The organism is Sphingobacterium griseoflavum (assembly GCF_014653155.1).
In the GTDB taxonomy this organism is placed as follows: Bacteria; Bacteroidota; Bacteroidia; order Sphingobacteriales; family Sphingobacteriaceae; genus Sphingobacterium; species Sphingobacterium griseoflavum.
Genome location: NZ_BNAF01000009.1, coordinates 104,933 through 130,999, shown reverse-complemented (window position 1 = coordinate 130,999; position 26,067 = coordinate 104,933). Strand labels below are relative to the sequence as shown.

The following is a 26,067-nucleotide window of genomic DNA, read 5'->3' as shown; positions in this document are numbered from 1 at the left end:
CAGGCTTTCTATCGTAATTTTACATTACGCTTTCTTTTTATAGATATAATTGGAGGCTAAATCGCCTTCGATCACTTTTCCATCCTTATCCAAGTGGAACAATTGATTTTCACCTACCTTTAATTTCAGGTCTGTATCCTTCCCTTTTAAGTGCACAACAGAGCCGTTTTCATGCCACATGATCTTTCCGTTATCCTCGATTGTCTCTCCACGATCCAGATATTCACTACGAATCCGGAAAGTTTCATCGTTATTAATAACGATGGTAGTCTTGATTCCCGGACAATCGGCGCATGGAATGGTGCCCTCATAAGTCCCAACCCAATCAATCGATGTTTGAGAGTTGTCACCGGTCGTAGAAGGGCCTGATTCGACAGATGAGGTATCAACTGCTTCACTTTCTCCAGAAGATGACAAATCAACACACGATATCAAAAAAGCGCCCACGACAAGCAATCCAAATAGTTTTTTCATAACAACGTTTTTAAAGTATTGAACATAAATGCGTACTTTACGAACATTTTGTCTGAAAGAAAGTTTCAAAAAGATAAGAATCTCTTAAAGCCTTATCTTCCGCATTGGAAAAGCTTTCGACTTATTCTTCCCAACGTATTTTCTCTTCGATTGCGCTACGCACAGGCTCACGCGGTTCGGTTTCGTGATGCCCGAGGTAAAATAAACCGATACACTTTTGGTTTTCATCCAGCTTTAGAAAAGCGCTGAGGTGATTGATCAACCCTGGAGTAGCCCAATAGCCCCCGATTCCGAGCGAATGTGCTGCGAGCCAAAGGTTCTGCACAGCACAGGAGGTCGCTGCAAGCTCTTCCCATTCGGGAAGCTCACCCGTATAGTTCACCACAATTGCAATAGCCACATTAGCCGTTGTAGCTTTCTTTCCCATATTCAGCTCCGTTGCTTCGCTATATTTCTCCGCGGGCGTAATGTCTTTGTAGATTGCACGCAGCGCTGTACCCAATCGCTGCAAACCGTCTTTTTGAAAAACTACAAAACGCCAAGGTTGTGTGCGTTTGTGCGTGGGCGCTGCGTTTGCAGCTTCTAAAATGGTTATTAGCTCGTCTCGGCTGATATCCTGTTCCGTAAAATTATTTTGCGTTACGGTTCTTCTGTACTGTATCGCTTTTAATACCTCGTTTTCCATATGTTTACTTAATTTTTAGCTGACTTCCACCAGTTGGCGGATCTATGTATGTTTTTGGCATTTTGGAGGCACAACGACGTCATATGTGATGTCAATCGTGCTGTCCATGTAATGTGCTACGAAATAGGATCCTATGCGCGTTCTTCCCAGATTGTCGCGATGTGCAAGATGGTGCGCACTGCAAGCTCCATATCTTGTCGACTTACCCATTCCATTTTACCATGAAACGCGTGACCTCCGGCAAAGACGTTCGGACAGGGAAGCCCCATAAACGAGAGTCGCGAACCATCCGTGCCGCCGCGAATGCTGCGCCGCTCGGCGACAATACCTGTGCGAGCAATTGCCTCCAACCCAATTTCCATAATCTGGGGATATTGATCCAGCACTTCTTTCATATTTCGGTACTGCTCGCTGACCTTGAACTGATAGGTCACCGCCGGATACCGGCCAACAACGCCGTCAATGATCGTTCGCAGTTCCGCTTCATGCTTCTCCAAATTCGCGGTTTTATGATCACGCACGATGAAATCGATTTCTGCTTTATCCACACCACCCTGAATCTGGTTGGGGTGAACGAAACCTTCTTTTTGGGACGTTGTTTCTGGTGAAAGTCGATCTTTCGGAAGCGCGTGGATGATCTCTGCAGCCACCTTGAGCGCACTTACCATCTTGTCTTTAGCGAAGCCAGGATGCACCGAAACACCTTGAATAGTAACCTGAACGCCATCTGCAGAGAAGGTTTCATCTTCAATTGTGCCAGCTTTCTCTCCATCCATGGTGTAGCCGAAATCCGCGGCCAATTTGTCGAGATCAACATGGTTCACGCCCCTACCTATTTCTTCGTCCGGCGTAAACAATATCTTAATCGTCCCATGTTTGATTTCCGGATGGCGCATCAGTAAACGGGCTGCATCCATAATCTCCGCTACGCCAGCTTTATCATCTGCGCCCAGCAAAGTGGTTCCACTAGCGGTAATCACATCGTTACCAAGCTGATTTTTAAGGTCAGGATGCTCATCGCACCGGATCACAACAGCAGGATCGTCGGGTAACACCAAATCCTGGCCTTGATAATTTGCGTGCAGCAATGGTTTTACATGAGCCCCAGAACAGTCGGGAGATGTGTCCACATGTGAACAAAAACAAATGGTCGGCACATCCTTGTCCGAGTTGGATGGTATCGTGGCGTACACATAACCGTAATCGTCTAGGTGTGCATCGGCTATGCCGAGTTGCTGTAGTTCGTCAACAAGCAGACGACTCAAGTCCTTCTGTTTCGCAGTAGAAGGGAAAGAACTGGAGGAAGCATCTGACTCGGTATCGATCTGCACATAACGCATAAAGCGCGCCGCCACTTCGAAATCCTTTATAGCATTGATAGAAAATGATCGCATACTCTCTTTGATTTGATGCTCCAAAAATAACAAGTTCTGCACGATTATGTAAGCTTATTATGCAATTACCTGTCGACAAGACAGATATGATATATCCAGACCTGGTACTGATGGGCCCCATTCATTACCGGCTTCTTTCTCAAGAACACATACGACGGTCTTACCAAGACAATTCGGACATGACCGGAAAATGATCCGAAGGAAATTTTCCCAAATACGTATCGGTAAGGATGCCATATCTATACACCGTGAACGGCTTCGTAATAAAAATATGATCAATCCGCTCTGCAGCTTTCAGTGCTTTTCCCCAACCGTTAAACGTTGAATTTGGCGCATAAACAACTTTTGCTAGGTCGTATACATCTTGCACAATACCACTATTGGCTAGCGTATGATAGGCTTCATTTGTTTCATCCACGTTGAAGTCGCCTGTAAGAATCAGTGGCAGATCTTGCGCAAATTCTTTTGCTTTAGCTAAAATAAGCTTCGCACTCTCGCGGCGAGCGACGACACCTACATGGTCAAAATGTGTATTCATAAAGATGAATCTCTTCCCATGTTCTCGATCTTCAAAAATGGCCCACGTACAAATACGCGGCAGCACAGCATCCCATCCTTTATTAGGTTTTCCTGTATCGGTGGCAGAAAGCCAAAAGGTACCATCTTTTAGCACCTTGAATCGCTTCTCATTATAAAATATAGCGGAATGCTCACCCTCTTGTTTACCATCATCCCGTCCTACGCCTACATAATTAAAACCTGGCAACAATTGCTTCATGTCTTGAACTTGCGCATAAAACCCTTCCTGGATACCAAAAACCTCAAACCCATGGAACTTGATCAGGTTGGTCAATGCCGCCTTCCGATTATCCCATAGGTTGCCGGTATCGGCATTCGTCTTCATACGAATGTTAAACGAAGCGACCGTCATATCCTGCGCTTGGACAACAAGCAACAAGATCGAAAAAAAGCAAGATAGAATAATACGTCCCATAGAAAACATGTTTTTGCAATAAATAAAAAGAAAACCTGCTATTCGAACATCGATGCAGGTTTTCTTTGTTGTTAGCCGTAACTACTTACCTAATAACCCATTTAATTTTTCCGGTTCGTCGGTAGAAATGTAATCAATTTTATGATCGATGAAGTATTTCATATCATCCTCTTTATTTACGGTCCACACATTCGTCTTCAACTTCAAACCGTTTGCTTCGCTGATCCAAGTTGGTTTTTTTTGGTAAACCGATAGATGGTAATCTATACCGCTCAATGTCGCGTCCTTGATTTCTTGCGGTGTTTTATCCCCCGACAAGTAATGCACCATGGCCGATTTATCCAACTCCCTTAACTTCAAACAAGCATCGTAACTAAAGGCAATGTATTCAACCCATTTTTGCGCTTTCAACTTCTTGACCAGCGCTACAGATAGCTCTGCCGACTTTAATGTCCGCTCCGTGCCAAGTTTATTCGTCTTTAATTCGAATATCAGCTTCATGTGCTTGTGCTTCATCCCCTCTTTGAGGTAGGCTTCTGCGGTAGGAATCGACTCGCCATTAGGGTGCTTTTTTGCAAGCAGCTCTTCATAGGTGGAAGTTGCGATGTCTAGCCCATAAAAATCGTCGTCGTGGTTCACCACCAAAATATCATCCTTGGTGACATGTACATCAAACTCGCTTCCCCAAACATGGAGCTTTGCTGCTTCGTTCAACGAAGCTAGGGAATTTTGTGGCATCTTGGTGTTTTTCCATGCTCCACGGTGAGCGATGACCTTCGTTTGTGCAAAAGAGACTAGACCCATAGCCGAAAAAAGTGTTAGTATAACCAGCGATTTCTTCATTGTAATCTACTTATGTTCTGTATATAGCGTTTTATTTACCAGACGAATATACCAAATTCAAGTTAAGGCAATATTAAATTAGCGCTCCCCATTCCATTCCCCATAGAATTGTTGCAGAAAAGACTCCATAAATCGGTGTCTTTCGGCAGCAATTTCGCGCCCGGTTGGGGTATTCATCTTATCACGCAACAAAAGCAGCTTTTCGTAAAAATGATTGATCGTTGGCGCCTGTGTATTCTTGTAAGCCTCTTTCGTCAAGTGCTGCTCGACAGGAATTTCGGGGTTATAGATTTCGCGGTTCTTAAACCCTCCGTAATTAAACGCTCGCGCGATGCCTATGGCACCTATCGCATCCAAACGATCGGCGTCCTGCACAATCTCCAGTTCTTTGGAATGAAAGCTGACTTCTCCCAGCGAAGCTTTAAAAGACATATTTAATATAATCTGTTGCACGTGCACCACCGTCGTAGCATCCACACCGATGCTCAACAAAAATTCGCCGGCAATACGCGGTCCAATTTGTTCATCCCCATGGTGAAATTTGCTATCCGCAATATCGTGCAACAAGGCGGTCAACTCGCATACCATACGATCTGCATCTTCTGTTTCCAACAATAATTTCGTATTGTTCCAAACCCGTTGTATATGCCACCAGTCGTGTCCCGATTCCGCATTTTTCAAACGCTCTTTAACGAAAGAAGCTGTCTGTTCGATAAAAGAGTTTTGCATATTTTTAGTTTTCTTTTGTTCCCTCGTATAGTTCGTACTGCAGTAATCTACAATCCAATTTGCCATTAAAAAACTCAAATCGACGTGATGCACGTAAGCCAATTTTCTTTGCCAAGTCTGGATTTCCGGTAAATACATAGCCGCGATAACCCTTGCATTGCTGCTTAAGGAAGTCGCCCACACGCTTATAGGTTTCTTCCAATTTACTGTGCACCCCCAAGCGCTCTCCATATTCTGGATTAAACATCACCACGCCATTGCCCTCCGGCACCGTCGTATCTGCAAAATCGCCCACCTCAAACGTAATGATATGCTCTACCCCTGCTGTACGGGCATTCAATTTGGCGATCTCCACCGCCTCTGGTGCGATATCCGAGGCAATGATCTCCGGCAAGTTTGTTTTCTCGGTGATTTCCTTGATGCGGCGGCGCTCCTCAAAGAAAACCGCCTCGTCATAACCGATGAAGTGCATAAATGCATAATTCATACGTTGCAAGCCAGGGACACGTTGTTGTGCTAGCAAAGCGGCCTCAATAGCCAATGTTCCCGATCCACACATCGGATTAACAAAAGGCGATTTCTTATCCCATCCTGTTGCCAAGATCGTGGCGGTCGCTAATGCTTCCAGCATGGGTGCCTTACCCGGATGTTTACGATAGCCGTGTTTAGCCAAAGTCTCGCCAGAGGTATCGATAAAAATTTCAGCTCGCTCTTCCATCCAATGCAAGTGTATAACCGCACGATTGAGTTCTGGCCCGCTGTTCGGACGTATCCCTTTTTTATCTTTTATGCGATCCACAATGGCATCCTTCACTTTCACATTCGCGAACAAGGGGGTGGTAATTGTCTCGTTATGCACCGTTGAGGTTACCGAGAAATAACCGTCGAATGGGATAATTTCCTCCCAGGCGATGGTCAGTAAATTGCGGTAAAGTTCTTCCGGATTGTGTGCTCGGAAAGCCTTGACTTCGTAAAGAACCTGACTCGCTACACGTAGGTTAAGATTCAAACGAACACACTCATTTATAGAGGCCTTTATCTCGACGCCCGTGTTAAAAGCACGGACGATCGTGAATCCTAAATCTTTGACTTCTTGTTCCAAATACGGAGACAGCCGTCTGTTGCAGGTGATAATTACCTTATTGGGGGTGTTGAAAACTTCCATCATATTTTTGCAAAGTTACTTATTCTGCTTAGCAAAAAATGCTTAATTTTACAGTTTAATAGTTTTGATATGGAAATAAGAGGAAAAGTTCACGAGATAGGCGCGACGCAACAAGTTACCGAGTCGTTTAAAAAAAGAGATTTAATTGTCGCGTATGCTGAAAACCCACAATTTGTAGAATACATTCGTTTTGAATCAACGCAAGATCGCGTTAACATATTTGATAATTTGGCCATAGGTGATGAAATTGAGGTTTCTTTCAACTTACGTGGTCGTCCGTGGACAAATAAAGACGGCGTGACAACCTACTTCAACTCGTTAGTGGCTTGGCGTGTAACAAAATTAGCAAACACAGCACAATCGGCACCAGCACCCGGCTACGCGGATATGCCTCCCGTAGACATCTCTTCTTCTGGCGCAGATGATGACGATTTGCCGTTCTAAGTAAGACATAAAAAAACCTTAAAGCATGCTTTAAGGTTTTTTTATTACTCCGGAAATACAATCTCTATACGACCTTCTCGCCCCCTCCATTTCGGACCAGATTCCAATATCTTAATCACTTCATCCTGTATTGTAGGCGAAACTGGTTGTTCCACCTGTACAGCATACGGAGCCCCCCCGCCATCAATCTTAAAGGACAACTGTAACTTTCTCTCTTTATTAAGACCGGAATAATGTGTCGAAAGGAAATCTGCGAAAGCGTCCCATCCATCAACAGGGACCGCATCAGCGCCAGCAAGCGGACGTACCGATGTTTTTGTGAGTCCTTCATCCATCAACTCTACTTCGGTCACATTATTTGCACTATGATTTGGCAAATGCCGCATCAGCACCAGAGTACACACGGTAACGAACATCACCGCCGCCACTAGGCCTACAGCCAACCGTTGCCAACCGAAGAAATATCGGTTTTTTCTGTGTACATGCTCCGTCACTCGACGCTCCAAGCGTTGCTGGAGTAGACTTAACGACTTTGCATCCACCCCATTCTGCAATTTGTAGCCATCGATAGCCTCCTGAAGAAAAGGATCGTCTAGGGCCTCGCGTTCCAAAGCGTACATATCTTCCTTGCTCATCAACCCATGGATGTAATTATGTATTCTGGACAGCTGATAATTATTTTCCATTTCTTTTATTTTCCATACATATCTTCAGGTTGCGCTTGCCATTTTGGATATAGCTTTTTACCTGATTAAAATCTAAACTCATTTCTGTTGCAATATCCTTATAGCAGCGCTGTTCCAGATAGAACAAACGTATGCAACCGGCCTGCTTCTCCTGCAAGGTGTCCAAACAGCTTTCCATCCGTTCAAAATCCTGCTCCGTCCACTGCGGCTCGTTATGCCTCAGATTAAGCCTGTTTTCTGACTCCAATAGATGATTTTCTATATCGACGAAGGTACGCTGCTTGCCCCTACGCAGTTCCATTAAGCAATGATTACGCGCGAAGACGTAAAGCCAACTTTTGAAATTATCAACCTCATGCTGCCGCAATTTATCGATCAACTGTTCGAAAATCTGCATAATCGCATCCTGACTAGCTTCCTGATCTTGAAGGTATTTGTAGCAAAGCCCATAAAGCAGGGACATGTAGGGAGAATAAAGCTTCCCCAACGCCTGCACATCCCCTGTCTTTTTATAATGCAACAGCAGCTCTTTTTCGTTCATGCTATTTTTCCTTCACTAATAAGATGCTCCAAAACAACTAAATCCATATATAAATCGAACAAAAATCTCCTGAACGCCAGCTGAAGCGACGTTTAGGCATTTCAAAATCACTATCGGAACAGCAGTATTGCGATGGCCAAGGTGATCAAAACATTAAAAAACTGGGCGATCAAAAAGGCGTAAAGCGGCTTTTTGTTGCTGTGGACAAAAAGATCCTTGAAGTTGGTCTCCAGCCCAATTGAGGTAAAGGCTAATGCGAACCATAGTCCCTGTATGCTTTTGAGACTTTCCTTAACACCATCCACCCGTGCAGTTGGAATAACAAAAGAGAACAGCAACGAGGCGAATACAAAGCCGATAACAAATTTTGGGAAACGCTCCCAAATTACCTTCAACGTAGGCTTCTCGGCGTGTTCAGCACTCTTCGAGTTGGAATAGGTCCAATAAATGCTGATTGCGAAAGCAGCGATACCCAACAACACATTTTGGGAAAATTTAACAATGGTACTGATCTTTAGGGCCTCTTCACCAACCAATGATCCGGAAGCGACAACGGCTCCCGTGGTATCGATACTGCCCCCAAGCCACGCGCCGGTAACCTCTTGCGAAAGACCCATCCAACTCGCTAAATAAGGCATGAAGATCATCATCGGAATTGCTGTTATCAGCACCAAAGAAATAACGTAAGAGAGTTTCTTGGAGTCGCCTTTGATGGCGCCTGATGTTGCTATTGCCGCAGAGACGCCGCATATGGACACCGCACTGGATAGCATCATGGACATTTCCTGATCGATTTTAAGCTTTTTGCATAACCAAAAGGAAAAATACCATACCGAGAGCACCACAATCAATGCCTGCATCAAGCCTAGCGAGCCTGCTTTCAGTATATCGCCAAAAATAACTGTGGTTCCTAATAGCACTAAGCCTATTTTCACATACAGTTCCGTAGCGAGCGCTGCTTTGAACCAATCCGGCAAGGTAAATAGATTACTGATGGCCAAACCGATGGCGAGGCTGAAGATCACCGCCTCCAAGTTTAAATCCTTCACCATTCCGTTTCCAGCCAGCATTAGGGCGATCAACGTGATAACGAACACAACCGGAAACACCAATAGCAATGCCCTCAATGGTTTCCCCAAGAGCACCGCAGCGACGATAGCGACGCCATACACTAATAAAAACTGGCTACCAATATGCGTGATGTTCTGTACGGAGAGTACATTATCCTGTAAATCTGAGAAAACAAGCCAAGAAAACGTAGGCTTGGGAATCACAAGGCCATACAAAGCCAATCCGACAATGGCTAAACCTAGAACAACAACGGTCCAATCTTCTGTTATTACAGTTCTTTTCGACAATGACATCTATTATGTGGTTTGATTAGCGATAAAAACGACGCGATGAAAGTAAGCATATTATGATAGAATAACAATTCGCGCTCTCGGAGAAAAAGAAAAAGCCTGTCACAATTCTGCAACAGGCCGTTTTATGACGGTAAATGCTATGTCTATTAAAAAGCGTAACGATTCTCGTCGATCAGTTTTTTAGCAATGCGCTGACGCGCATCTTTGCTATTAAAAGGCTCGGACTTGGTGAAACGCCGCAGTCCCACCAACATCATTTTCAGCTCATCTCCTTCCCCGAAAGAATACAACGCCTCTTTACCTGCGACATGTACTTTATCCAGGGCTGAATAGAGATAGACTCGCGCGATATCTGTCGGCAGGGCCGATGCCTCTTCCCCTTGGGTATGGTAAAGCTTCTCTGCCCGCAAGAGCACAGACTCGGCAACGTAGACATATCCGATGATATCCGCAATATTCATAAGGATTTCCTCCTCTTTGGCCAATGACATCATCAGTTTCTGCACAGCTGCGCCGGCAATAAGTAGCCCCGCTTTCTTCAGATTAGCGATTACTTTTTTCTCCATGGCAAAAGGCGCCCTGTCCTCCCCACCAAATTCAGGAATAGACAGCAATTCGTTAGCGATAGCTGTAGCCGGCCCCATCAGGTCTATTTCGCCCTTCATTGCACGCTTTAGCAGCATGTCCACGATCAGCAAACGATTTACTTCATTCGTTCCTTCAAAGATACGGTTGATGCGTGAATCACGGTATGCACGCTCCATGGGCGCTTCTGCAGAATAGCCCATTCCTCCATAAATCTGCACACCTTCGTCCACTACATAATCCAACATCTCCGAACACCAAACCTTAATGATGGCACACTCAATGGCAAACTGCTCCACAGACTTCAGTTTCGCCTGCGACTCCTCCATACCCCCAGCCACCAATGCGTCATATGCATCATCAATATTTTGACCGGCACGATAAGCCGCGGCCTCGGTCGCATAAAGACGAGTCGCCATCTCCGCTAGTTTATAACGTATGGCTCCAAACTTGGATATCGGCAACTTAAACTGCACCCGCTCATTAGCGTAACGTACCGCTTGTGTAATGACAGATCTGGACGATCCGATGGTCGCAGCGCCCAGCTTAATCCGGCCGATATTTAAGATATTAACCGCAATCTTAAATCCATTCTCGCGCTCGGACAATAAGTTTTCCACGGGCACAGGACAGTCGTTGAAAAACACTTGCCGCGTGGACGAGCCCTTGATACCCAACTTATGCTCTTCAGGATTCATGCTGATGCCACCAAACTCCTTTTCTACAATAAACGCACTTAAATTTTTATCGTCATCGATTTTAGCAAAGACAATGAAGACATCGGCAAAACCACCGTTGGTGATCCACATTTTCTGCCCATTGATCACATAGTGTGTTTTCTCTGGATTTAATTTGGCTGATGTGCGTCCCGAATTGGCGTCCGACCCGGCGTTAGGCTCCGTCAAACAGTAGGCGGCTTTCCACTCGCCAGTGGTCAGCTTTGGAATATATTTTTGCTTTTGGGCATCATTGCCATAATACAATATGGGCAGCGTGCCAATGCCCGTATGTGCCGACAGCGCTACGGCAAAAGAATAGCCGCCGCCCACCGCATCGGCCACGAGCATGGATGTGTTAAAGTTTTTTCCAAATCCACCATATTCTTCGGGGATAGACACGCCCAGCATACCCAACTCGCCAGCCTTATCCAAGAGCGACTGCATCAGCCCTTCTTCTTGGGCATCAATGCGCTCCAGTTTGTTCAGCACCTCGCTATCAAGAAAGTCTAGACAGGTCTGCCGAATCATCTTCGCCTCTTCATCAAACTCCTCAGGGATGAATACGTCTGTATACGGCGTTTCGCGAATAACAAATTCGCCCCCTTTCATTGCATTACTCATATTTAGTTTTTTAGCTGATTTTCATTCTTATGTTGCTTACACAGATATTGACGCTACAACATCTCAAAAATACCGGCAGCCCCTTGTCCTGTTCCGACACACATGGTCACCATACCGTAGCGCTCGTTTCTTCTCTTTAGATCGTTCAGTAGCTGCACCGTCAACTTTGCACCTGTGCACCCCAGCGGATGTCCCAGCGCAATTGCTCCGCCATTGATATTGACTCTCGATTCGTCGAGTCCCAATTCACGGATCACAGCCAACGATTGCGAAGCAAAAGCTTCGTTAAGCTCAATAAGGTCGATATCTTCCTTTCCCAAATTCGCCATTGCAAGAGCTTTCGGAATGGCCGCCACCGGACCGATCCCCATGATACGCGGAGGAACGCCTGCGGCCGCATAACTTACCAAGCGTGCTATTGGTTCAACCTGTAATTCTTTCAGCATCTTCTCGGATACAACCAATACGAAAGCGGCGCCATCGGACGTCTGCGAGGAGTTGCCCGCAGTTACACAGCCGTCGGCCGCGAACACAGGACGTAGCTTTGCCAAAGCCTCTGCCGAAGAATCCGATCTAGGGCCTTCATCTTTGTCCACGGTATACTCCCGCGTAGCGATCTTATTATCCTTTATGTACGTTTCCTGAACCTTTATCGGTACAATCCCCGCCTGCAAATAGCCTTGCTGTTGCGCGGCTACGGCTTTTTGATGTGATCTTAACGCAAAAGCGTCCTGATCTTCACGCGACACATTAAATTCCTTGGCTACAGCCTCCGCGGTTAATCCCATACCCCAATACCAATCCGGATTCTCCCTAGCCACCACAGGGTTTGGCACGATCTTCCATCCGCCGAAAGGCATTCCCGACATAACCTCCACGCCGCCGGCAATAATGCAATCAGCCATCCCCGACTTTATTTTGGCAACAGCCGTGGCAATTGTTTCCAGCCCAGAAGCGCAATACCTGTTCACCGTCACGCCCGGAACTTTGTCGGTTTGCAATCCCATCAGGGATATCAACCTCCCCACGTTTAAACCTTGTTCAGCCTCGGGCATGGCGTTTCCTACAATGACATCATCGATCTGTTCGACATCCAGTTTTGGGATGGTAGAAACCATGTGCTTGATCACATCGGCGGCCAAATCGTCGGCACGCATAAAACGAAAAACCCCTCGCGGGGCCTTGCCCACTGCGGTCCGATATCCTGCTATAATGTATGCTTCCATTTTTTTATTTTTTGGTATTGTGTATTGGGTAATGCGTATTGCGATTTGCTAAACCTCATTTTTGTTTTTTAATGCCTTCATTAGCTTGAAGAGCATTTTTTGTATTTCGTCTATATTATCAACTAACTTTAATTTTGTAGCCTCATCAAGATATTCCAGTCGCTTTAGCAATTCAATTTGGGTTTGCAGCTCATATGCCGAGCCATTTGCCATCCCCAAAAATTGAACAAACTCGCCGTTAGAATTTCGTCCCGCGCCTTCTGCAATATTTGAGCAGATGGAAACAGCGCTTCTTCTAACCTGCGAAAGGAGTCCAAATCTCTCCTCTTGAGGAAGTTGTTCGGTACATTTGTAAACCTCAACAGCGAGCTGCATCGCATTTTGCCAAACTCTCAAATCTTGAACCTTATGCATATCTCAATACTCATTACGCTATACGCAATACATAGATTAATTTCTCAAAGCCTTTCCTTTTGTTAACATATGCTGTATCCGCTCGAGTGTCTTGCGCTCGCCGCACAGCTCCAGGAATGCTTTCCGTTCCAGATCCAGTAAATATTGCTCCGATACTTCGGTCGGTGCGGACAAATTGCCGCCACACATCACCCATCCTAATTTTTCAGATATCTTCTTATCATGATCGGAGATGTAGTTTCCGGCACGCATCGATGATGCCCCAACGTATACGATCCCTAAGCCTTGGTTGCCAAGCACCTTGATATCTTTTCTCGGAGCAGGCTGTACATAACCGGCGTTCGCTAACTCCAACACCTTCGCTTTTGCATCAGCCAGTAAGCGCTTTCTATTCATGGTTATCGCGTACTTACCCGGCTGTAGATACCCTAGTTCGGCAGCCTCGACAGCGGATGTAGACACTTTGGCCTGACCAATTGTCAAAAACCGATCCTTCAGTGTGTTCTGTACAATCTGATCTGGCTTATATTCATCAGACGCACGTAGTGCGAATTCCTTCGACCCACCACCACCTGGGATAACGCCGACGCCAAACTCTACTAGGCCCATGTAAGTCTCCGCATGTAGTTGCACAAAATCCGCATGCATCGAAAACTCGCAACCACCCCCGAGCGTCAATTGGAACGGCGCTACCACAACCGGAATCGATGAATAACGGATGCGCATCGCGGTATTTTGGAACATGCTAACCGCCATGTCCAATTCCTCATAATCCTGCTCCACCGCCATCATGAAAATCATACCGATATTGGCTCCTGCCGAGAAATTTTTGCCGTCATTTGTGATAACAAGACCGCGATATTCTTGCTCCGCCAAATCCAAGGCCTTGTTAATCCCTTGAATGACCTCCCCGCCTATTGTGTTCATCTTCGTATGAAAAGCGCAGTTGATCACCCCATCACCGAGATCCGTAATGGTCACACCGGAATTTTTCCATACCGTTTTACTATCTGCAAGATGATCTAGTACAATTAAATCGGCCGCGCCTGGAATAGGTTTATATTGCTTAGATGTACTATCGTAAAAATTCTTTACCCCATCAACGATACTGTAAAAAGATTCAAAACCGGCGTCCAGCATCTCCTGCACCCAAACAGCAACCTCACCACGTTGTCCAGGCAAGCGCTTCTCCTCATTCTTAATTTTGTCGATCGTCTCCCGAACGCCTAAAGCATCCCACACTTCAAAGGGCCCCAGCTCCCAACCGAAGCCTGCGCGCATGGCATCATCGATCCTATAGAAATCGTCGGTTATTTCGGGAACCCGATGCGAGACATACTCAAACAAAGGATAATGCATGGCTCGAAAGAGGGTTGCAGCCTTATCCGTTCCTTGCTCATAAACTTTCATGCGCTTGCGAATATCCTCCACAGGCTTCGTGGCTTCCAAGGTACTGGACTTTACCTTTTCCTGTGGCTTGTAGGTCATGGACTGGAGATCCAGCGATAGGATAACGGAATTACCCTGATCATCTTTCTCTTTCTTATAAAACCCTTGCTTCGATTTTTCGCCAAGCCACTTGTTTTCTACCATCTTGCTGATGTAGTCCGGCAGTTGGAAAACGCCCTTGGCTTCGTCATCCGGAGCGTTTTGATCCAAACCATTCGCGACATTGACCAAGGTATCAAGACCAACAACATCCGCTGTGCGAAAGGTCGCTGATTTGGGGTGCCCCATAGCAGGACCTGTGTACTTGTCAACTTCTTCGACCGTAAGGCCCAACTTTTCTACCAAGTGTGTCAATGCTAGCATGGAGTAAACACCAATGCGATTGCCGATAAAAGCCGGCGTATCTTTACAAAGGACAACCGTTTTTCCCAGCATCTTGTCACCAAAATACGTTAGGAAATCAACCACTTCGACCAGCGTATCAGCGGTGGGAATAAGTTCGAAGAGCTCTAAATAGCGTGGAGGATTGAAAAAATGCGTTCCACAGAAATGTTCTTTGAAGTCGGCGCTACGCCCTTCTGCCATCAAGTGGATCGGGATACCCGAAGTATTCGAAGTAATCAACGTGCCCGCTCGACGATGTTTTTCAACTTGATCGAAAACAGTCTTTTTGATATCTAATCGCTCGACTACAACCTCGATCACCCAGTCGCAATCCCCAATATCTTTCATGTTATCGTCAAAATTACCCGTGGCAATACGGGATACATAACTTTTGCTATAGATAGGAGAAGGGTTTGTTTTTAAAGCTGTCTCCAGCGATGTATTCACAATACGGTTTTTGACAACGTCGCTTTGCAATGTTAATCCTTTTGCCTCCTCGGCCGGAAGCAGCTCACGTGGGACAATATCCAACAGCAAAACATCTACACCAATATTGGCAAAGTGACAAGCTATCCGTGAGCCCATCACCCCGGAACCCAGAACAGCTACTTTTTTAATACTTCTATTCATGTTATCCTATTTATTTCAGTTTATAATCTATTATGTTTCCAGCTCAACATGCGGTGTGTAGCTTGCTGCCAAGGCGTTAATCTTTTGTAACGACCTAACCAGCTGCCGACGTTCCTTCTCAGGTAGCTGCGCGTCCAAGTATTCGTTAAACTCCCGCACCACATCTTTCGCAATCTTTCGCTTTTCCCTCCCCAGTTCTGTCAAGTAGACTTTCACCGAGCGCTTGTCCGACGCATTTACTTCCCGGTATATAAAACCAAGTGACTCCAGGTTGTTAAGTACCCGAGACAACGAAGTGGTTTTCACTCCCGTTGAGTTGGCAATCTGGGAAACAGGCGTCCCCTCCTTGTGGATATTGATTAAGATATATCCCGCAGCCTGTGTAAAACCGAAGCCTGATGCTATGACGTTGTACTTGTTGGCTACAGTTTGCCAACAAGCTTTCAAAAAATAATCAATCGTATTTTCTTGGCTCATAATCTGATGTCTATTTTACTATGCAAGCATAACAAATCTACAGCATTAGATTGATAAAACAAACTATTTCCCTATTTTTCTTTCGCTGCGCAGTTCACAGCTGGCCGTTAGCCTAAAAAGCCTATATGGAATAAACAAACGATTTACAAAAAATGTGTCACTGTGGAAAACTTTTATGTATTGATTTGCTATTGTTTGAGACCAAAACCATCCGCTTTATACACAGTAAATGGTTTGATAAATCGAATATTACGCTACCTTTACAATATAAAAAAACACATATGGCACTAGTAAATATTCCTCGTTTAGATCTTTTGCAGTATACGGAAGGTTCTGCTGAACAGCGCCAGCAGTTTATTCAAGATATCGGTAAGGCATTCAACGAAACCGGATTTGTCACGATCGCCAACCACGGCTTGAACCAAGGACTTATTGACGAACTTTATGACGTGGTAAAGTCTTTCTTTTCGCTTCCGGATGCGGTAAAAAGAAAGTATGAATATCCAGAGCTAGCCGGACAGCGCGGCTACACGTCCAAAGGCAAGGAAAAAGCGAAAGATGCTAAAACACCTGACCTCAAGGAGTTCTGGCAACGCGGACAAACAATCGTTGGGGAAGAATATTCCAAAGCAGATTTTCCTGATAACATTGTTGTGGAAGAACTGCCTCGCTTCAATCAGGTAACAGCCGAAGTTTATAGCCGCTTGGAACATGCCGGGCGCGATATTCTCAAAGCAATCGCCGCTTACTTAGAGCTTGAGGAGGATTATTTTGAGCCATTTGTTATCAATGGCAACTCGATTTTGCGCGCGATACACTATTTTCCTATTGAAAATCCAGAAAACATTTCACCGGATGCTGTACGCGCTGGCGCGCATGAAGACATCAACCTGATAACACTTTTGATCGGTGCAAGCGCAGATGGGCTGGAAGTCCTTACCAAAGAGGGTAATTGGTTTCCTATCAAAGCTAAAGGAGAGGATATTGTTGTAAACGTAGGCGATATGCTCCAACGTTTGACGAACAACAAGTTAAAGTCTACCACACACCGCGTTGTTAATCCGCCACGCGACCTTATGACAACGTCACGTTTTTCCGTACCTTTTTTCCTTCACCCTAAGTCTAGCATGAGTTTGGCAAGTCTAGATTCTTGTATATCGCACGCTTACCCGAAAGCCTACGAGGATTATACTGCGGGTCAATATTTAGATGAACGTCTTCGTGAAATTGGGCTTAAAATGTGAGGCCTACCAACCTCATAGCCTGTTTTGAAATAAAAAACGATCCACTTTGCACCTGAAGATGGATCGTTTTTTTAAACGCTGTTTCAGCGGCATCAATGTCCTACGGCCGCTGACGCTATTTAGCAGGGATGATCCGCCTTTTAAAATCTACCGGTTTCGTGAGGGTAGAATCCAAGAATCGAATTTCGTTGTCATCTAGCGGTTTCGTGCCAGGCATCGGCGCTAGATTTTTCCCGGATAGCTTTTTTATCGGCATCGCATAGTGTGTCCTTCCGTCGGGCTTTGCGACCGGGATAGGAACGGCTTGTTTTTGGAACGCAGATGTACCTCGAAATACATATTGGTTGTTCAATACCGAATCCTGCCGAACAACAAAAGACAAGGTATCCATCGTTTTTTGTTCGAGCGCGAGACCGGCTTTTGCCTCCTGACCATGAACCATGCCATAACAGAAACCAAAAAGTAATATAATGCATGCTGTTTTCATAACCTAATCTACCGACTAATTGATCTGTATAAATATACCCATTTTCGTTTGATCACGCCTAATCGCGTTGTTAAATTGTGTTAAATGCTCATATGGACGGGATTGCATCCTTACTTTTGTAACAAATGAAGAAACGAAGTATCACACTGATCATTTGGCTCATGTCGGTAGCGCTGCTGGGTGTTATGGCTATGCAGTATTATTTCGTGCGGGAATCTTACAAACAAAAATCTCAACTCTTTGATGAGGCCGTTACCGCTTCGCTATTGACCGTGGCCAGCAAAATAGAAAAAAGGGAAGTGTACGATTTTGTAAAGGACCAACAAAGATTGGATCGCGAAAAGTATAGGAAAGAGCAGGCGAAGCAAAAAAACCTTGCCAAACAACTTGCTTTGAGAAAACGTATCGAAGATCTACGCATGCAGCAGTATGAACTCGAACAGGCGTTTAAGGACGAAGAAGATTTGCTAAGGTCTCGATTTCCACTTATTGCCTACATTGAAAACTCGTTCTATGAAACGTATATTAAACGGACGAGATATAACGATTTCGTAACGATCCGAATCCTCCCCGGCGAGATTGATCGGGATATACAGAACAATCTGGTAGAGGTTTATGCGACAAAGAAAATTCCAATGATCCCAGCCAAGGATGATAGCACCCGCTATCTGGCCTTTTCCAACACTTACAATGCGATCAACTGGGTGGTCCGGGCATTGCCGCCGCGCGCCGACTTGAAGATCGCATTTCAAATCCACGCGCTGGAAAAACAACTACAGCTTAATACGGCACAGAATATCATCGATAGTGTGGCCGTAATCGGGGGAAAGAACAAAGAACTGGTATCCAGTATTGCTGCGGCAGAAGAACTATCTAAAAGACCCTTTCGGGACCGCGTGAACTTCGCCTACCTGCAAAGAGAACTAGAAATTGAATTTAACAAAAGGGACATTCGATCTCCATTCAATATCGAAGTACGCGACGATCAAAGCCTACTTATCTACGAAACTTGGAGAAAGAAGCAAGGAGAAAAATATGTGCATCAAGCAAGTTATAGCACTCGCTTGTTTGAGAATGATCTTGGCAGATCCCCCGGTCGTGTTTCCATTTATTTCCCCGACAAATCCTCCATCATACGGGACAATATCAGTTATATGTTGCTTCCCATGGCGGCCTTATTAGCCTTACTAATCGGCGCATTTGGGTATACCTTGAGTATTATCTTTAAGCAGAAGAAAATTTCAGAAATGAAAACTGACTTCATGAACAACATGACCCATGAATTTAAAACACCCGTTGCGACGATTATGATTGCCAGCGAATCACTGCGCGATCCTGAAATTTCTGCCGATGAACGACGCGTAAACCGATTGGCGAACATTATATATGACGAAAACGTACGATTGGGAAACCACATTGAGCGGGTGCTCAACATCGCACGCCTGGAGAAAGAAAGCTTGAAGATAGAGAAAGTGAACGTGCAGATCAATGCAGTGGTGGAAGGTGTTTTGGACAGCATGTCGCTACAGCTACAGAAAGCTGGCGGTGTACTTTCCACGCATATAGATGCGTCGGAGGATTTGGTATTGGGCGATGAATTGCATCTATCAAACGTATTCTTTAACTTAGTGGACAATGCGATTAAATATAGCCGCGAAGCACCTGATATTACGGTAAAGACCTTCAATTTAAAAAATAACGTCGTCATTACGATCGCCGATAAGGGTATGGGTATGACGAAAGATCAAAAAGAAAAGATTTTCGATCAATTCTACCGCATACCTACAGGCAACATACACAACGTAAAGGGCTTCGGGCTAGGGTTGAGCTACGTTAATGACATTGTCAAGAGACTTAATGGTAAAATCCAGGTTAAAAGCGAAAAAGACAAAGGTACAGTCTTTGAGCTAACCTTCCCACTGAAAGAGGCACTAAACCTGAACTAAAAACTTAAATGGACGAGCTATATGCAAAAAATATTATTAGCCGAAGACGATCCGAACTTGGGGGAGCTTCTTAAGGATTATTTGGAATTAAAAGGGAAATTTGATGTTACGCTCTCCCACGATGGAGAAGAAGCCCTTGCTGCTTTTCGTGAAGAAAAGTATGACCTTTGCATCTTTGATGTAATGATGCCTAAGAAAGATGGCTTTTCTTTAGGCAAAGAAATTCGGAAAATGGATAAGACCATTCCGATTATCTACGCCACCGCTAAAGGCATGATGGAAGATAAGACACAGGCATTCGAATTAGGTGGAGACGACTATATTACCAAACCTTTCCGCGTTGAAGAGCTTTTGCTACGTATTAATGCGCTGCTCAAACGTGTGTCAAAAGACAAGGATTTGGAGATAGCTGACAAATTCGAAATTGGCGAATATTTTTTTGACTACACCAGTCAAGTCGTTTCATACAAGGGACAGCAACAAAAATTATCGACAAAAGAAGCAGAGCTGCTACGCTTGCTATGCCTCAATAAAAATGATGTGCTGACGCGGGAAGAAGCGCTGGTCAAAATATGGCATGACGACAATTATTTCACCGGCAGGAGTATGGACGTTTTTTTGAGTAAATTACGCAAATATCTCCGAGAAGACCCGAATGTCGAGATCGTTAATGTACACGGAAAAGGCTATAAATTGCTCGTCAGCTGATGTAAAGAAAATAGCTTATTTATTGTATTTCAATAAAACACGACTAGCCTTCCATGCATGGAAGGCTAGTCGTGTTTTTACTTCAACTATCGCCAACCTCCACCGAGGGCTTTATAAATCACAATCTCGTTCAGAAGTTCTTCTTTCTTAATCTCCACCTTATCGATCTCCGCCGCTATCGCATCTTTTTGGGCAGTGATGATATCCAAATAGGAGACCCTACCAGCGATAAACAACTCGTTGGCCGCATCCACAGCGCCGCGTAAAGCCTGCACCTGTTCGGCGATATGCTGCTCCCGACTTCGTATGTATGACCGGGTGTTCACCGCATTAGAAACCTCATTGTAGGCCTCCAAAACACGCTTTTCATACTCCAAAAAACTAAGACCATAGGTGGCCTTATAGGTTTCGTATTGACTTTTGAGCTGTCTTTGATTAAAAAGCGGCGCCGTTAGACCGCCAAGAAGACCGTATGTCAATGACTTATCGAAATCCACAAGCTTACTGAAGCTGAAGGTTTGCAGTCCCATATATGGGGATAGTACCAAGGTTGGCAAAAATGAGGCTTTGGAAGCTTTGACATCCTGCTCGGCACTGAGCAGAAGGAACGATGCTTCCCGAATATCAGGGCGTCCTGCCAACATCTGAAATGGCGTGCCTACTTCCAGTTTTTCGAACAAACGTTTATTCGCAAACGAATCCACGGCGCGGACAACAGGTTGATTATAACGCCCCGCCAAATAGTTAATATGGTTTTCCAGAATGGCAATTTCCTGTCTAACCTTCTCACGCTCTGCCCTAGCGCTAGACAACAATGCCCTGAATTGGCGAACTCCCAGTTCCGACGCTCTACCGGCCTCTTTTTGCAATACTGATATTTCCAATGCCTTTTCATTGAGTTCGATATTATTATCAAACACCATGACTTTGGCATCCAAACTCAAAATCTCGTAATAAGCTGAGGCGATATTTGTAATCAGTTCCGTTTCGATCAAGCGTCTCGCCTCATTTTCTGCCAGCAGCGAACTAAATGCCGAATTTTTTTGATTACGGATCTTACCCCACAAATCCAACTCCCACGAGGCCCGCACGCCAATAAAATAATCAGGGACTGCTGGCTCTGGTATCTTTTCGTCATCCTTTAGGTTTTCTGAAAAATTTGAGTCATAATTCCCGATCCCAGACTCTGTATAGAAGCCGTACTTCCGCAAGCCTGCCTCGGCCGCTAAATCCAAACTGGGCAACAGCGCGGCTTTGCGCTGCTTGAAGCTTGCCTGTGCAATCTCGATACGTTTGATAGCTTGCTGCAAATCATAGTTGTAAACCAATGCTGAGTCGATCAATGCTTTTAAGCAGGTGTCTGAAAACACCTCCTGCCAAGGCCGGTGTGCGATGGTCATTGTATCGTCCGATACCAGTGAATCTTTAGTAAAGGCAGACGGCACCGGCTTCGCCGTTTCCTTCTCCAAGGTCTTGGGCAACGAACACGAAGCGAAGAATGCAAAACCTATCAAAATTATCGCGATCGGCACCGCTTTCTTCTTTCTTTCTTTGGACTGTCTAGAGAACAAAACAAATAGTCCCGGAATAACGATAACGCCCAACAAGGTTCCTATGACCATACCGCCCACCGACGCCGTGCCGATTGTCCGGTTCCCAATAGCACCGGCACCTGATGCCATCATAAGCGGAATTAATCCTGCAACAAAAGCGAATGACGTCATCAAGATAGGACGCAATCGGGCAAAAGCTCCTTCGATCGCGGCCTGGACGATATTCATGCCTTGCTTCCGTTTGAGCACCGCGTATTCGACAATAAGGATGGCATTTTTTCCTAATAATCCTATCAGCATCACGAGCGCGACCTGTGCGTATATATTATTCTCCAGACCGAACAGCTTTAAGAACAAGAAAGAACCAAAAATACCCGCCGGCAAACACAGGATAACGGGCAGCGGTAACAAAAAACTCTCATACTGCGCCGCAAGCAATAAATAAACAAAAACAAGGCACAGTCCAAAAATATAGATCGCTTGGTCGCCAGATATAACCTGCTCCCGCGTCATACCTGACCATTCAATATCATATCCGTTCGGCAAGGTTTCAGCTATGCGAAGAACAGCATCTATTGCTTGGCCCGTACTGAAACCCGGCGCAGGCTGACCGCTGATCATCGCCGATGTGAACATATTATACCGTGTAATTTGTTCGGGCCCGTAAATCCGTTTCATGGTGATAAAAGAAGAATAAGGGACCATCTCGCCATCCGAGGTTTTCAGGAATAATTTCAAGACATCCTCAGGCGTTTGGCGGTAATTAGGATCCGCTTGCACCATCACTTTGTACATCTGACCAAAGCGAATAAAATTAGTGGCATAAAAACTCCCCATCAACGTTTGTAGGGTATTCATGGCATTTTCAACAGAGATTCCTTTTTTTGCCGCAAGATCATAATCGATTTCCAGCATATATTGCGGGAAAGAAACATCAAATCCCGAAGAGGCACTTTCTATGGCATCCGACGCAGCCAAGTCGGCCAAAAATCTATCCAGCACTTCTGCTGTTTCACCCAAGTCTTCATTACCGCTTCTATCCAAAAGACGTAGCTCAAAGCCAGAAGCATTACCAAATCCCGGCACAGTGGGAGGCGGGAAAAACTCAATTTCAGCATCTGCAATATGTGCCGTTTTCGCGCGCAGCTCGTTCATGACTTCTTCTAACCCCTGATTTCTTTCGCCCCAGCTCTTTAAATTGATCATCCCCATTCCATAGGAAGCCCCCGACACCTCCGTGAGAATGCTGTATCCAGCAAGCGTAGAAACGGTTTCAACGGACTCAAGCTTGCGAGCGATCTCATCCACTTCGTCCAGCGCGCGTTCCGTCCGATCTACGGTTGCACCTGGGGGCGTGGTCACACTCACGTAGATCATGCCCTGGTCCTCTGTGGGAATGAAACCAGACGGCAGGATACTGCTTGCGCCCCAAGTCGCTACAAAAAACAACACTAACAAACCTATCGTAACCAAGCGCCGCCCGGCAATGCTGGCTAAAAGGCCACGGTACCGGCCCGCCGTTTTATCGTACACGGCATTGAACCCTCTAAAAAATCGGTCGATTATCGTATTGGATGCTTTCTTATCATGGGGTGACCGTAATATTAGTGCGCATAGCGCCGGCGTTAGCGTCAACGCGTTGATGCCCGAGATCAAAATCGCCGAGGCCAAAGTCAATGAAAACTGTCTATAGAAAATCCCAACGGGGCCTGATAGAAATGCGACCGGGATAAACACGGCTGACATGACCAGCGTAATCGCAATAACGGCCGCACCTACTTCTTTGATAGCCGCCAATGTGGCTTCCATAGGCTGTAGATGCTCTTCTTCCATCTTTGCGTATACCGCCTCAACGACAACAATGCCGTTATCCACGACGATACCAATGGCGAGCACGAGCGCAAAAAGGGTCAGCAAATTAATCGAAAATCCCATCATTTGCATAAAGAAAAGCGCACCAATTAAACTAACTGGAACCGCAAGAATCGGGATAATGGTCGCACGGAAATCCTGCAAAAAGATAAAAACAACCAAAAAAACCAAAATAAAAGCTTCGATAAGCGTTTTCACGACGCTCGAAATCGAAGCGTCCAAAAAACGGGAGACATCGTACCCCATTGTGTAGGTCATACCCGAGGGAAAATTGGAGGCTTTAAGTTCTTCCATACGGTCCTTTACCCGTTGAATAACCTCCTGTGCGTTGGAACCAGGCAATTGTTTCAACATGATCGATGCCGACGGTCGTCCGTCAGTTTTGGACACCATCTCGTAATCCAGCGAACCAAACTCTACGTCGGCGATGTCACGAATACGGATAATCGACCCATCGGCGTTCGCACGGATGGGCACGTTCGCGTATTCTTCCGGTTCAGAAAATTTACCTGGATAACGTAAGACATATTGCTGCATATTAACCGTTTTGTCCGAACTGATACCAGTTTGACCCGGTGCAGCTTCGATATTTTGACGGCGCAGTGATTCCACGACCTCATCCGTCGATATCTGATAGGCCGCCAAGCGGTCAGGTTTGACCCAGATTCGCATGGCATAGTCGCGCATGCCCATTATCTGCGCAAAACCGACTCCTTCAATACGCTTAAGCTCTTTTAGGATATTGATGTCGGTAAAATTGTAAATAAACCGTTCGTCTGCTGTTTCATCAGCGGTATAGATGTTCAGGTACATCAGCATGCTGTTCACCTCTTTTTCGGTCGTGACACCTGCCCGAATAACCTCCTCTGGCAGCTCATCCAACACCGTAGTCACCCGGTTCTGTACGTTTACCGCGGCAATATCCGGATCCACTCCTACTTGAAAGGCTACTTGTATCAATGTTGTCCCGTTGTTGGTCGTCACCGTATTCATGGATGTCATGCCGGCTACTCCATTGATTGCCTTCTCTAACGGAATGGCGACAGCGTTGGTACTTACATCGGCATTTGCACCCGTGTAATTGGCTGTCACGACAACCGAAGGCGGAACAATATCTGGAAACTGCGTAACTGGTAGGCTAAATAGGGCCAGCAGGCCGAGCAACGTGATAAATATGGATATGACCAGTGATAATACTGGCCTTCTTATATATGTTTCAAACATAGATTAAACGCTTAAATATGATACCTTTTACTTTTTTGCGATCGGTTTGATCTTCATGCCGTCGCGTAACCCTTGTACGCCCTCATAAACAATGCGCGAACCTTCGTCTAGGCCACCGGCTACAATGTAGTAATGGCCCACGCGCGCCCCCGCTATAAAAGGCTTCATTTTAACGGTCTCATCATCAGCGACAACATACACATACGTTTTATCTTGAATCTCGAACACAGACTTTTGATGAACAAACTGGGTCACACCGGTGGATATCGGAACCCCGATTTTTCCCGATGCACCATGCTTCAGCAACCCTCCTTCGTTCGGGAATTTTGCGCGCAAGGAAATAGATCCAGTACTTGGCTCAAATTCGTTGTCTACCAAACGGGCCTCTCCCGTATACGGATATTCCTGACCATTTGCCAGCTGCAGTTTTACCTTTCGCTTAAAATTGCTGCTGCTAAAGGTAGAGTCACTCGCCAAAGCAAGATACTCTGACTCAGAAATATCGAAATACACATTTAAATCACTCACATCCGACAAGCTGGTGATCAAGGCACCCTCTTCCAACAAGGATCCTGCTTTCAGGTTTATCCTATTTATCCGACCGCTGAAAGGTGCACGAATGAGTGTCCGGGCCAAACGTGTGCCCGTCTGATTAACCACAGCTCTGGCCTGTTCTACCTTAGAAAGAGCAGCTTTGTACTGCACGGCAATAAGCTCTTCTTCGGTGGTGGAAACAATGTTTTTTTCGACAAGATTCTTCGTCCTTTCTTTCTCTAATTCCACTTTCTTTGCTTCAGCGATAGCGGTATTTAAAGCCGCCTTCGCCTTTGCATGGTCTGCCTTATACTCTTCGTCATTCATGCGAAAAAGCACTTGCCCAGCTTTCACCATACGTCCCTCGTCGACATAGATTTCTTCCAAAAACCCGCTTAACCTCGATCTCAGCTCCACATTTCTTGTGGCTTGGATGTCGGCAATATAATATTGATAGATGGTAGTATCCATGGAGGTGAGCCCCACCACCGGCACTTCTCGTATGGACTCGGATTTGTTTTCGGCACTTTTTCCATTACAGCTGGCCAATAGCCATAACATTCCCATCGCTGGAAAATAAGATAAAATTTTCTTCATTTATTTTTAATTAAAACACGTTAAGACAGATACATACGTATCCAGAACCTCGCTCTTCCTTTTGGAAGACCATCAAAG

At 45.4% G+C, this 26,067-nt stretch carries 22 protein-coding genes; 4 read left to right on the top strand and 18 right to left on the bottom strand.

The genetic code is table 11. The features are described from left to right. Positions 1–24: 24 nt before the first annotated feature. The 7 genes from IE165_RS12930 to IE165_RS12900 all read right to left on the bottom strand — a co-directional run bounded on the left by IE165_RS12930 (position 25) and on the right by IE165_RS12900 (position 6,284). Complete coding sequence (locus tag IE165_RS12930; RefSeq protein WP_189627049.1) at positions 25–474, bottom strand: copper resistance protein NlpE; 450 nt, start codon at positions 472–474, stop codon at positions 25–27. Between the two features lie 121 nt (positions 475–595). Next, a complete protein-coding gene (locus IE165_RS12925; RefSeq protein WP_189627048.1) occupies positions 596–1,159 on the bottom strand; it encodes a nitroreductase family protein in 564 nt (187 codons plus the stop codon). A gap of 131 nt (positions 1,160–1,290) precedes the next feature. Next, positions 1,291–2,553 carry a peptidase T gene (gene pepT / locus IE165_RS12920; protein ID WP_189627047.1) on the bottom strand — a complete coding sequence of 421 codons (1,263 nt, stop codon included), beginning with the start codon at positions 2,551–2,553 and terminating at the stop codon, positions 1,291–1,293. 160 nt (positions 2,554–2,713) lie between these two features. After that, the gene (locus tag IE165_RS12915) at positions 2,714–3,547 is read right to left on the bottom strand and encodes an endonuclease/exonuclease/phosphatase family protein (protein ID WP_189627046.1); all 834 of its coding nucleotides are present in this window, start codon (positions 3,545–3,547) and stop codon (positions 2,714–2,716) included. Positions 3,548–3,628: 81 nt separating this feature from the next. Next, positions 3,629–4,390 (bottom strand): glycerophosphodiester phosphodiesterase, encoded by a 762-nt coding sequence (locus IE165_RS12910; RefSeq protein ID WP_189627045.1) that lies wholly within the window; start codon positions 4,388–4,390, stop codon positions 3,629–3,631. A gap of 78 nt (positions 4,391–4,468) precedes the next feature. Beyond that, a complete protein-coding gene (locus IE165_RS12905; protein ID WP_189627044.1) occupies positions 4,469–5,119 on the bottom strand; it encodes an HD domain-containing protein in 651 nt (216 codons plus the stop codon). Positions 5,120–5,123: 4 nt separating this feature from the next. Further along, a complete protein-coding gene (locus IE165_RS12900; protein WP_189627130.1) occupies positions 5,124–6,284 on the bottom strand; it encodes a THUMP domain-containing class I SAM-dependent RNA methyltransferase in 1,161 nt (386 codons plus the stop codon). A gap of 69 nt (positions 6,285–6,353) precedes the next feature. Here IE165_RS12900 and IE165_RS12895 point away from each other — a divergent pair, with 69 nt between their 5' ends. Beyond that, a complete protein-coding gene (locus IE165_RS12895) occupies positions 6,354–6,728 on the top strand; it encodes a DUF3127 domain-containing protein (RefSeq protein WP_189627043.1) in 375 nt (124 codons plus the stop codon). A gap of 44 nt (positions 6,729–6,772) precedes the next feature. On the opposite strand, the gene IE165_RS12890 is transcribed toward IE165_RS12895, so the two are convergent. The 8 genes from IE165_RS12890 to IE165_RS12855 form a co-directional block, all read right to left on the bottom strand. Next, a complete protein-coding gene (locus tag IE165_RS12890; protein WP_189627042.1) occupies positions 6,773–7,414 on the bottom strand; it encodes a hypothetical protein in 642 nt (213 codons plus the stop codon). Further along, positions 7,404–7,955, bottom strand: a complete 552-nt coding sequence (locus tag IE165_RS12885) for an RNA polymerase sigma factor (protein ID WP_189627041.1) — start codon at positions 7,953–7,955, stop codon at positions 7,404–7,406. Before IE165_RS12885 ends, IE165_RS12890 begins: the two co-directional genes overlap by 11 nt. A gap of 110 nt (positions 7,956–8,065) precedes the next feature. Further along, a complete protein-coding gene (locus IE165_RS12880; protein ID WP_189627040.1) occupies positions 8,066–9,319 on the bottom strand; it encodes a YeiH family protein in 1,254 nt (417 codons plus the stop codon). 146 nt (positions 9,320–9,465) lie between these two features. Next, positions 9,466–11,244: an acyl-CoA dehydrogenase FadE gene (locus IE165_RS12875; protein WP_189627039.1), complete on the bottom strand. Its 1,779-nt coding sequence runs from the start codon at positions 11,242–11,244 to the stop codon at positions 9,466–9,468. Positions 11,245–11,297: 53 nt separating this feature from the next. Then, positions 11,298–12,470, bottom strand: a complete 1,173-nt coding sequence (locus IE165_RS12870; protein ID WP_189627038.1) for an acetyl-CoA C-acyltransferase — start codon at positions 12,468–12,470, stop codon at positions 11,298–11,300. A 48-nt stretch (positions 12,471–12,518) separates the two neighbouring features. Beyond that, entirely contained in the window at positions 12,519–12,884 is a 366-nt protein-coding gene (locus IE165_RS12865) for a four helix bundle protein (RefSeq protein ID WP_189627037.1), read from the bottom strand. 36 nt (positions 12,885–12,920) lie between these two features. After that, positions 12,921–15,347, bottom strand: a complete 2,427-nt coding sequence (locus IE165_RS12860; RefSeq protein WP_189627036.1) for a 3-hydroxyacyl-CoA dehydrogenase/enoyl-CoA hydratase family protein — start codon at positions 15,345–15,347, stop codon at positions 12,921–12,923. 30 nt (positions 15,348–15,377) lie between these two features. Next, complete coding sequence (locus tag IE165_RS12855) at positions 15,378–15,824, bottom strand: MarR family winged helix-turn-helix transcriptional regulator (RefSeq protein ID WP_189627035.1); 447 nt, start codon at positions 15,822–15,824, stop codon at positions 15,378–15,380. A gap of 281 nt (positions 15,825–16,105) precedes the next feature. On the opposite strand from IE165_RS12855, the gene IE165_RS12850 reads away from it, so the two are divergent. Continuing rightward, entirely contained in the window at positions 16,106–17,068 is a 963-nt protein-coding gene (locus IE165_RS12850; RefSeq protein WP_189627034.1) for an isopenicillin N synthase family dioxygenase, read from the top strand. A gap of 115 nt (positions 17,069–17,183) precedes the next feature. On the opposite strand, the gene IE165_RS12845 is transcribed toward IE165_RS12850, so the two are convergent. Further along, positions 17,184–17,555, bottom strand: a complete 372-nt coding sequence (locus IE165_RS12845; RefSeq protein ID WP_189627033.1) for a hypothetical protein — start codon at positions 17,553–17,555, stop codon at positions 17,184–17,186. A gap of 125 nt (positions 17,556–17,680) precedes the next feature. On the opposite strand from IE165_RS12845, the gene IE165_RS12840 reads away from it, so the two are divergent. Then, positions 17,681–19,501, top strand: coding sequence for a sensor histidine kinase (locus IE165_RS12840; protein WP_189627032.1), 1,821 nt, complete (start codon positions 17,681–17,683; stop codon positions 19,499–19,501). Positions 19,502–19,522: 21 nt separating this feature from the next. Then, positions 19,523–20,209 (top strand): response regulator transcription factor, encoded by a 687-nt coding sequence (locus tag IE165_RS12835; protein ID WP_189627031.1) that lies wholly within the window; start codon positions 19,523–19,525, stop codon positions 20,207–20,209. Positions 20,210–20,295: 86 nt separating this feature from the next. Here IE165_RS12835 and IE165_RS12830 read toward each other — a convergent pair whose 3' ends face one another. Beyond that, positions 20,296–24,858, bottom strand: a complete 4,563-nt coding sequence (locus IE165_RS12830) for an efflux RND transporter permease subunit (RefSeq protein WP_189627030.1) — start codon at positions 24,856–24,858, stop codon at positions 20,296–20,298. A gap of 27 nt (positions 24,859–24,885) precedes the next feature. Beyond that, entirely contained in the window at positions 24,886–25,989 is a 1,104-nt protein-coding gene (locus IE165_RS12825) for an efflux RND transporter periplasmic adaptor subunit (protein ID WP_189627029.1), read from the bottom strand. Positions 25,990–26,067: the final 78 nt, after the last annotated feature.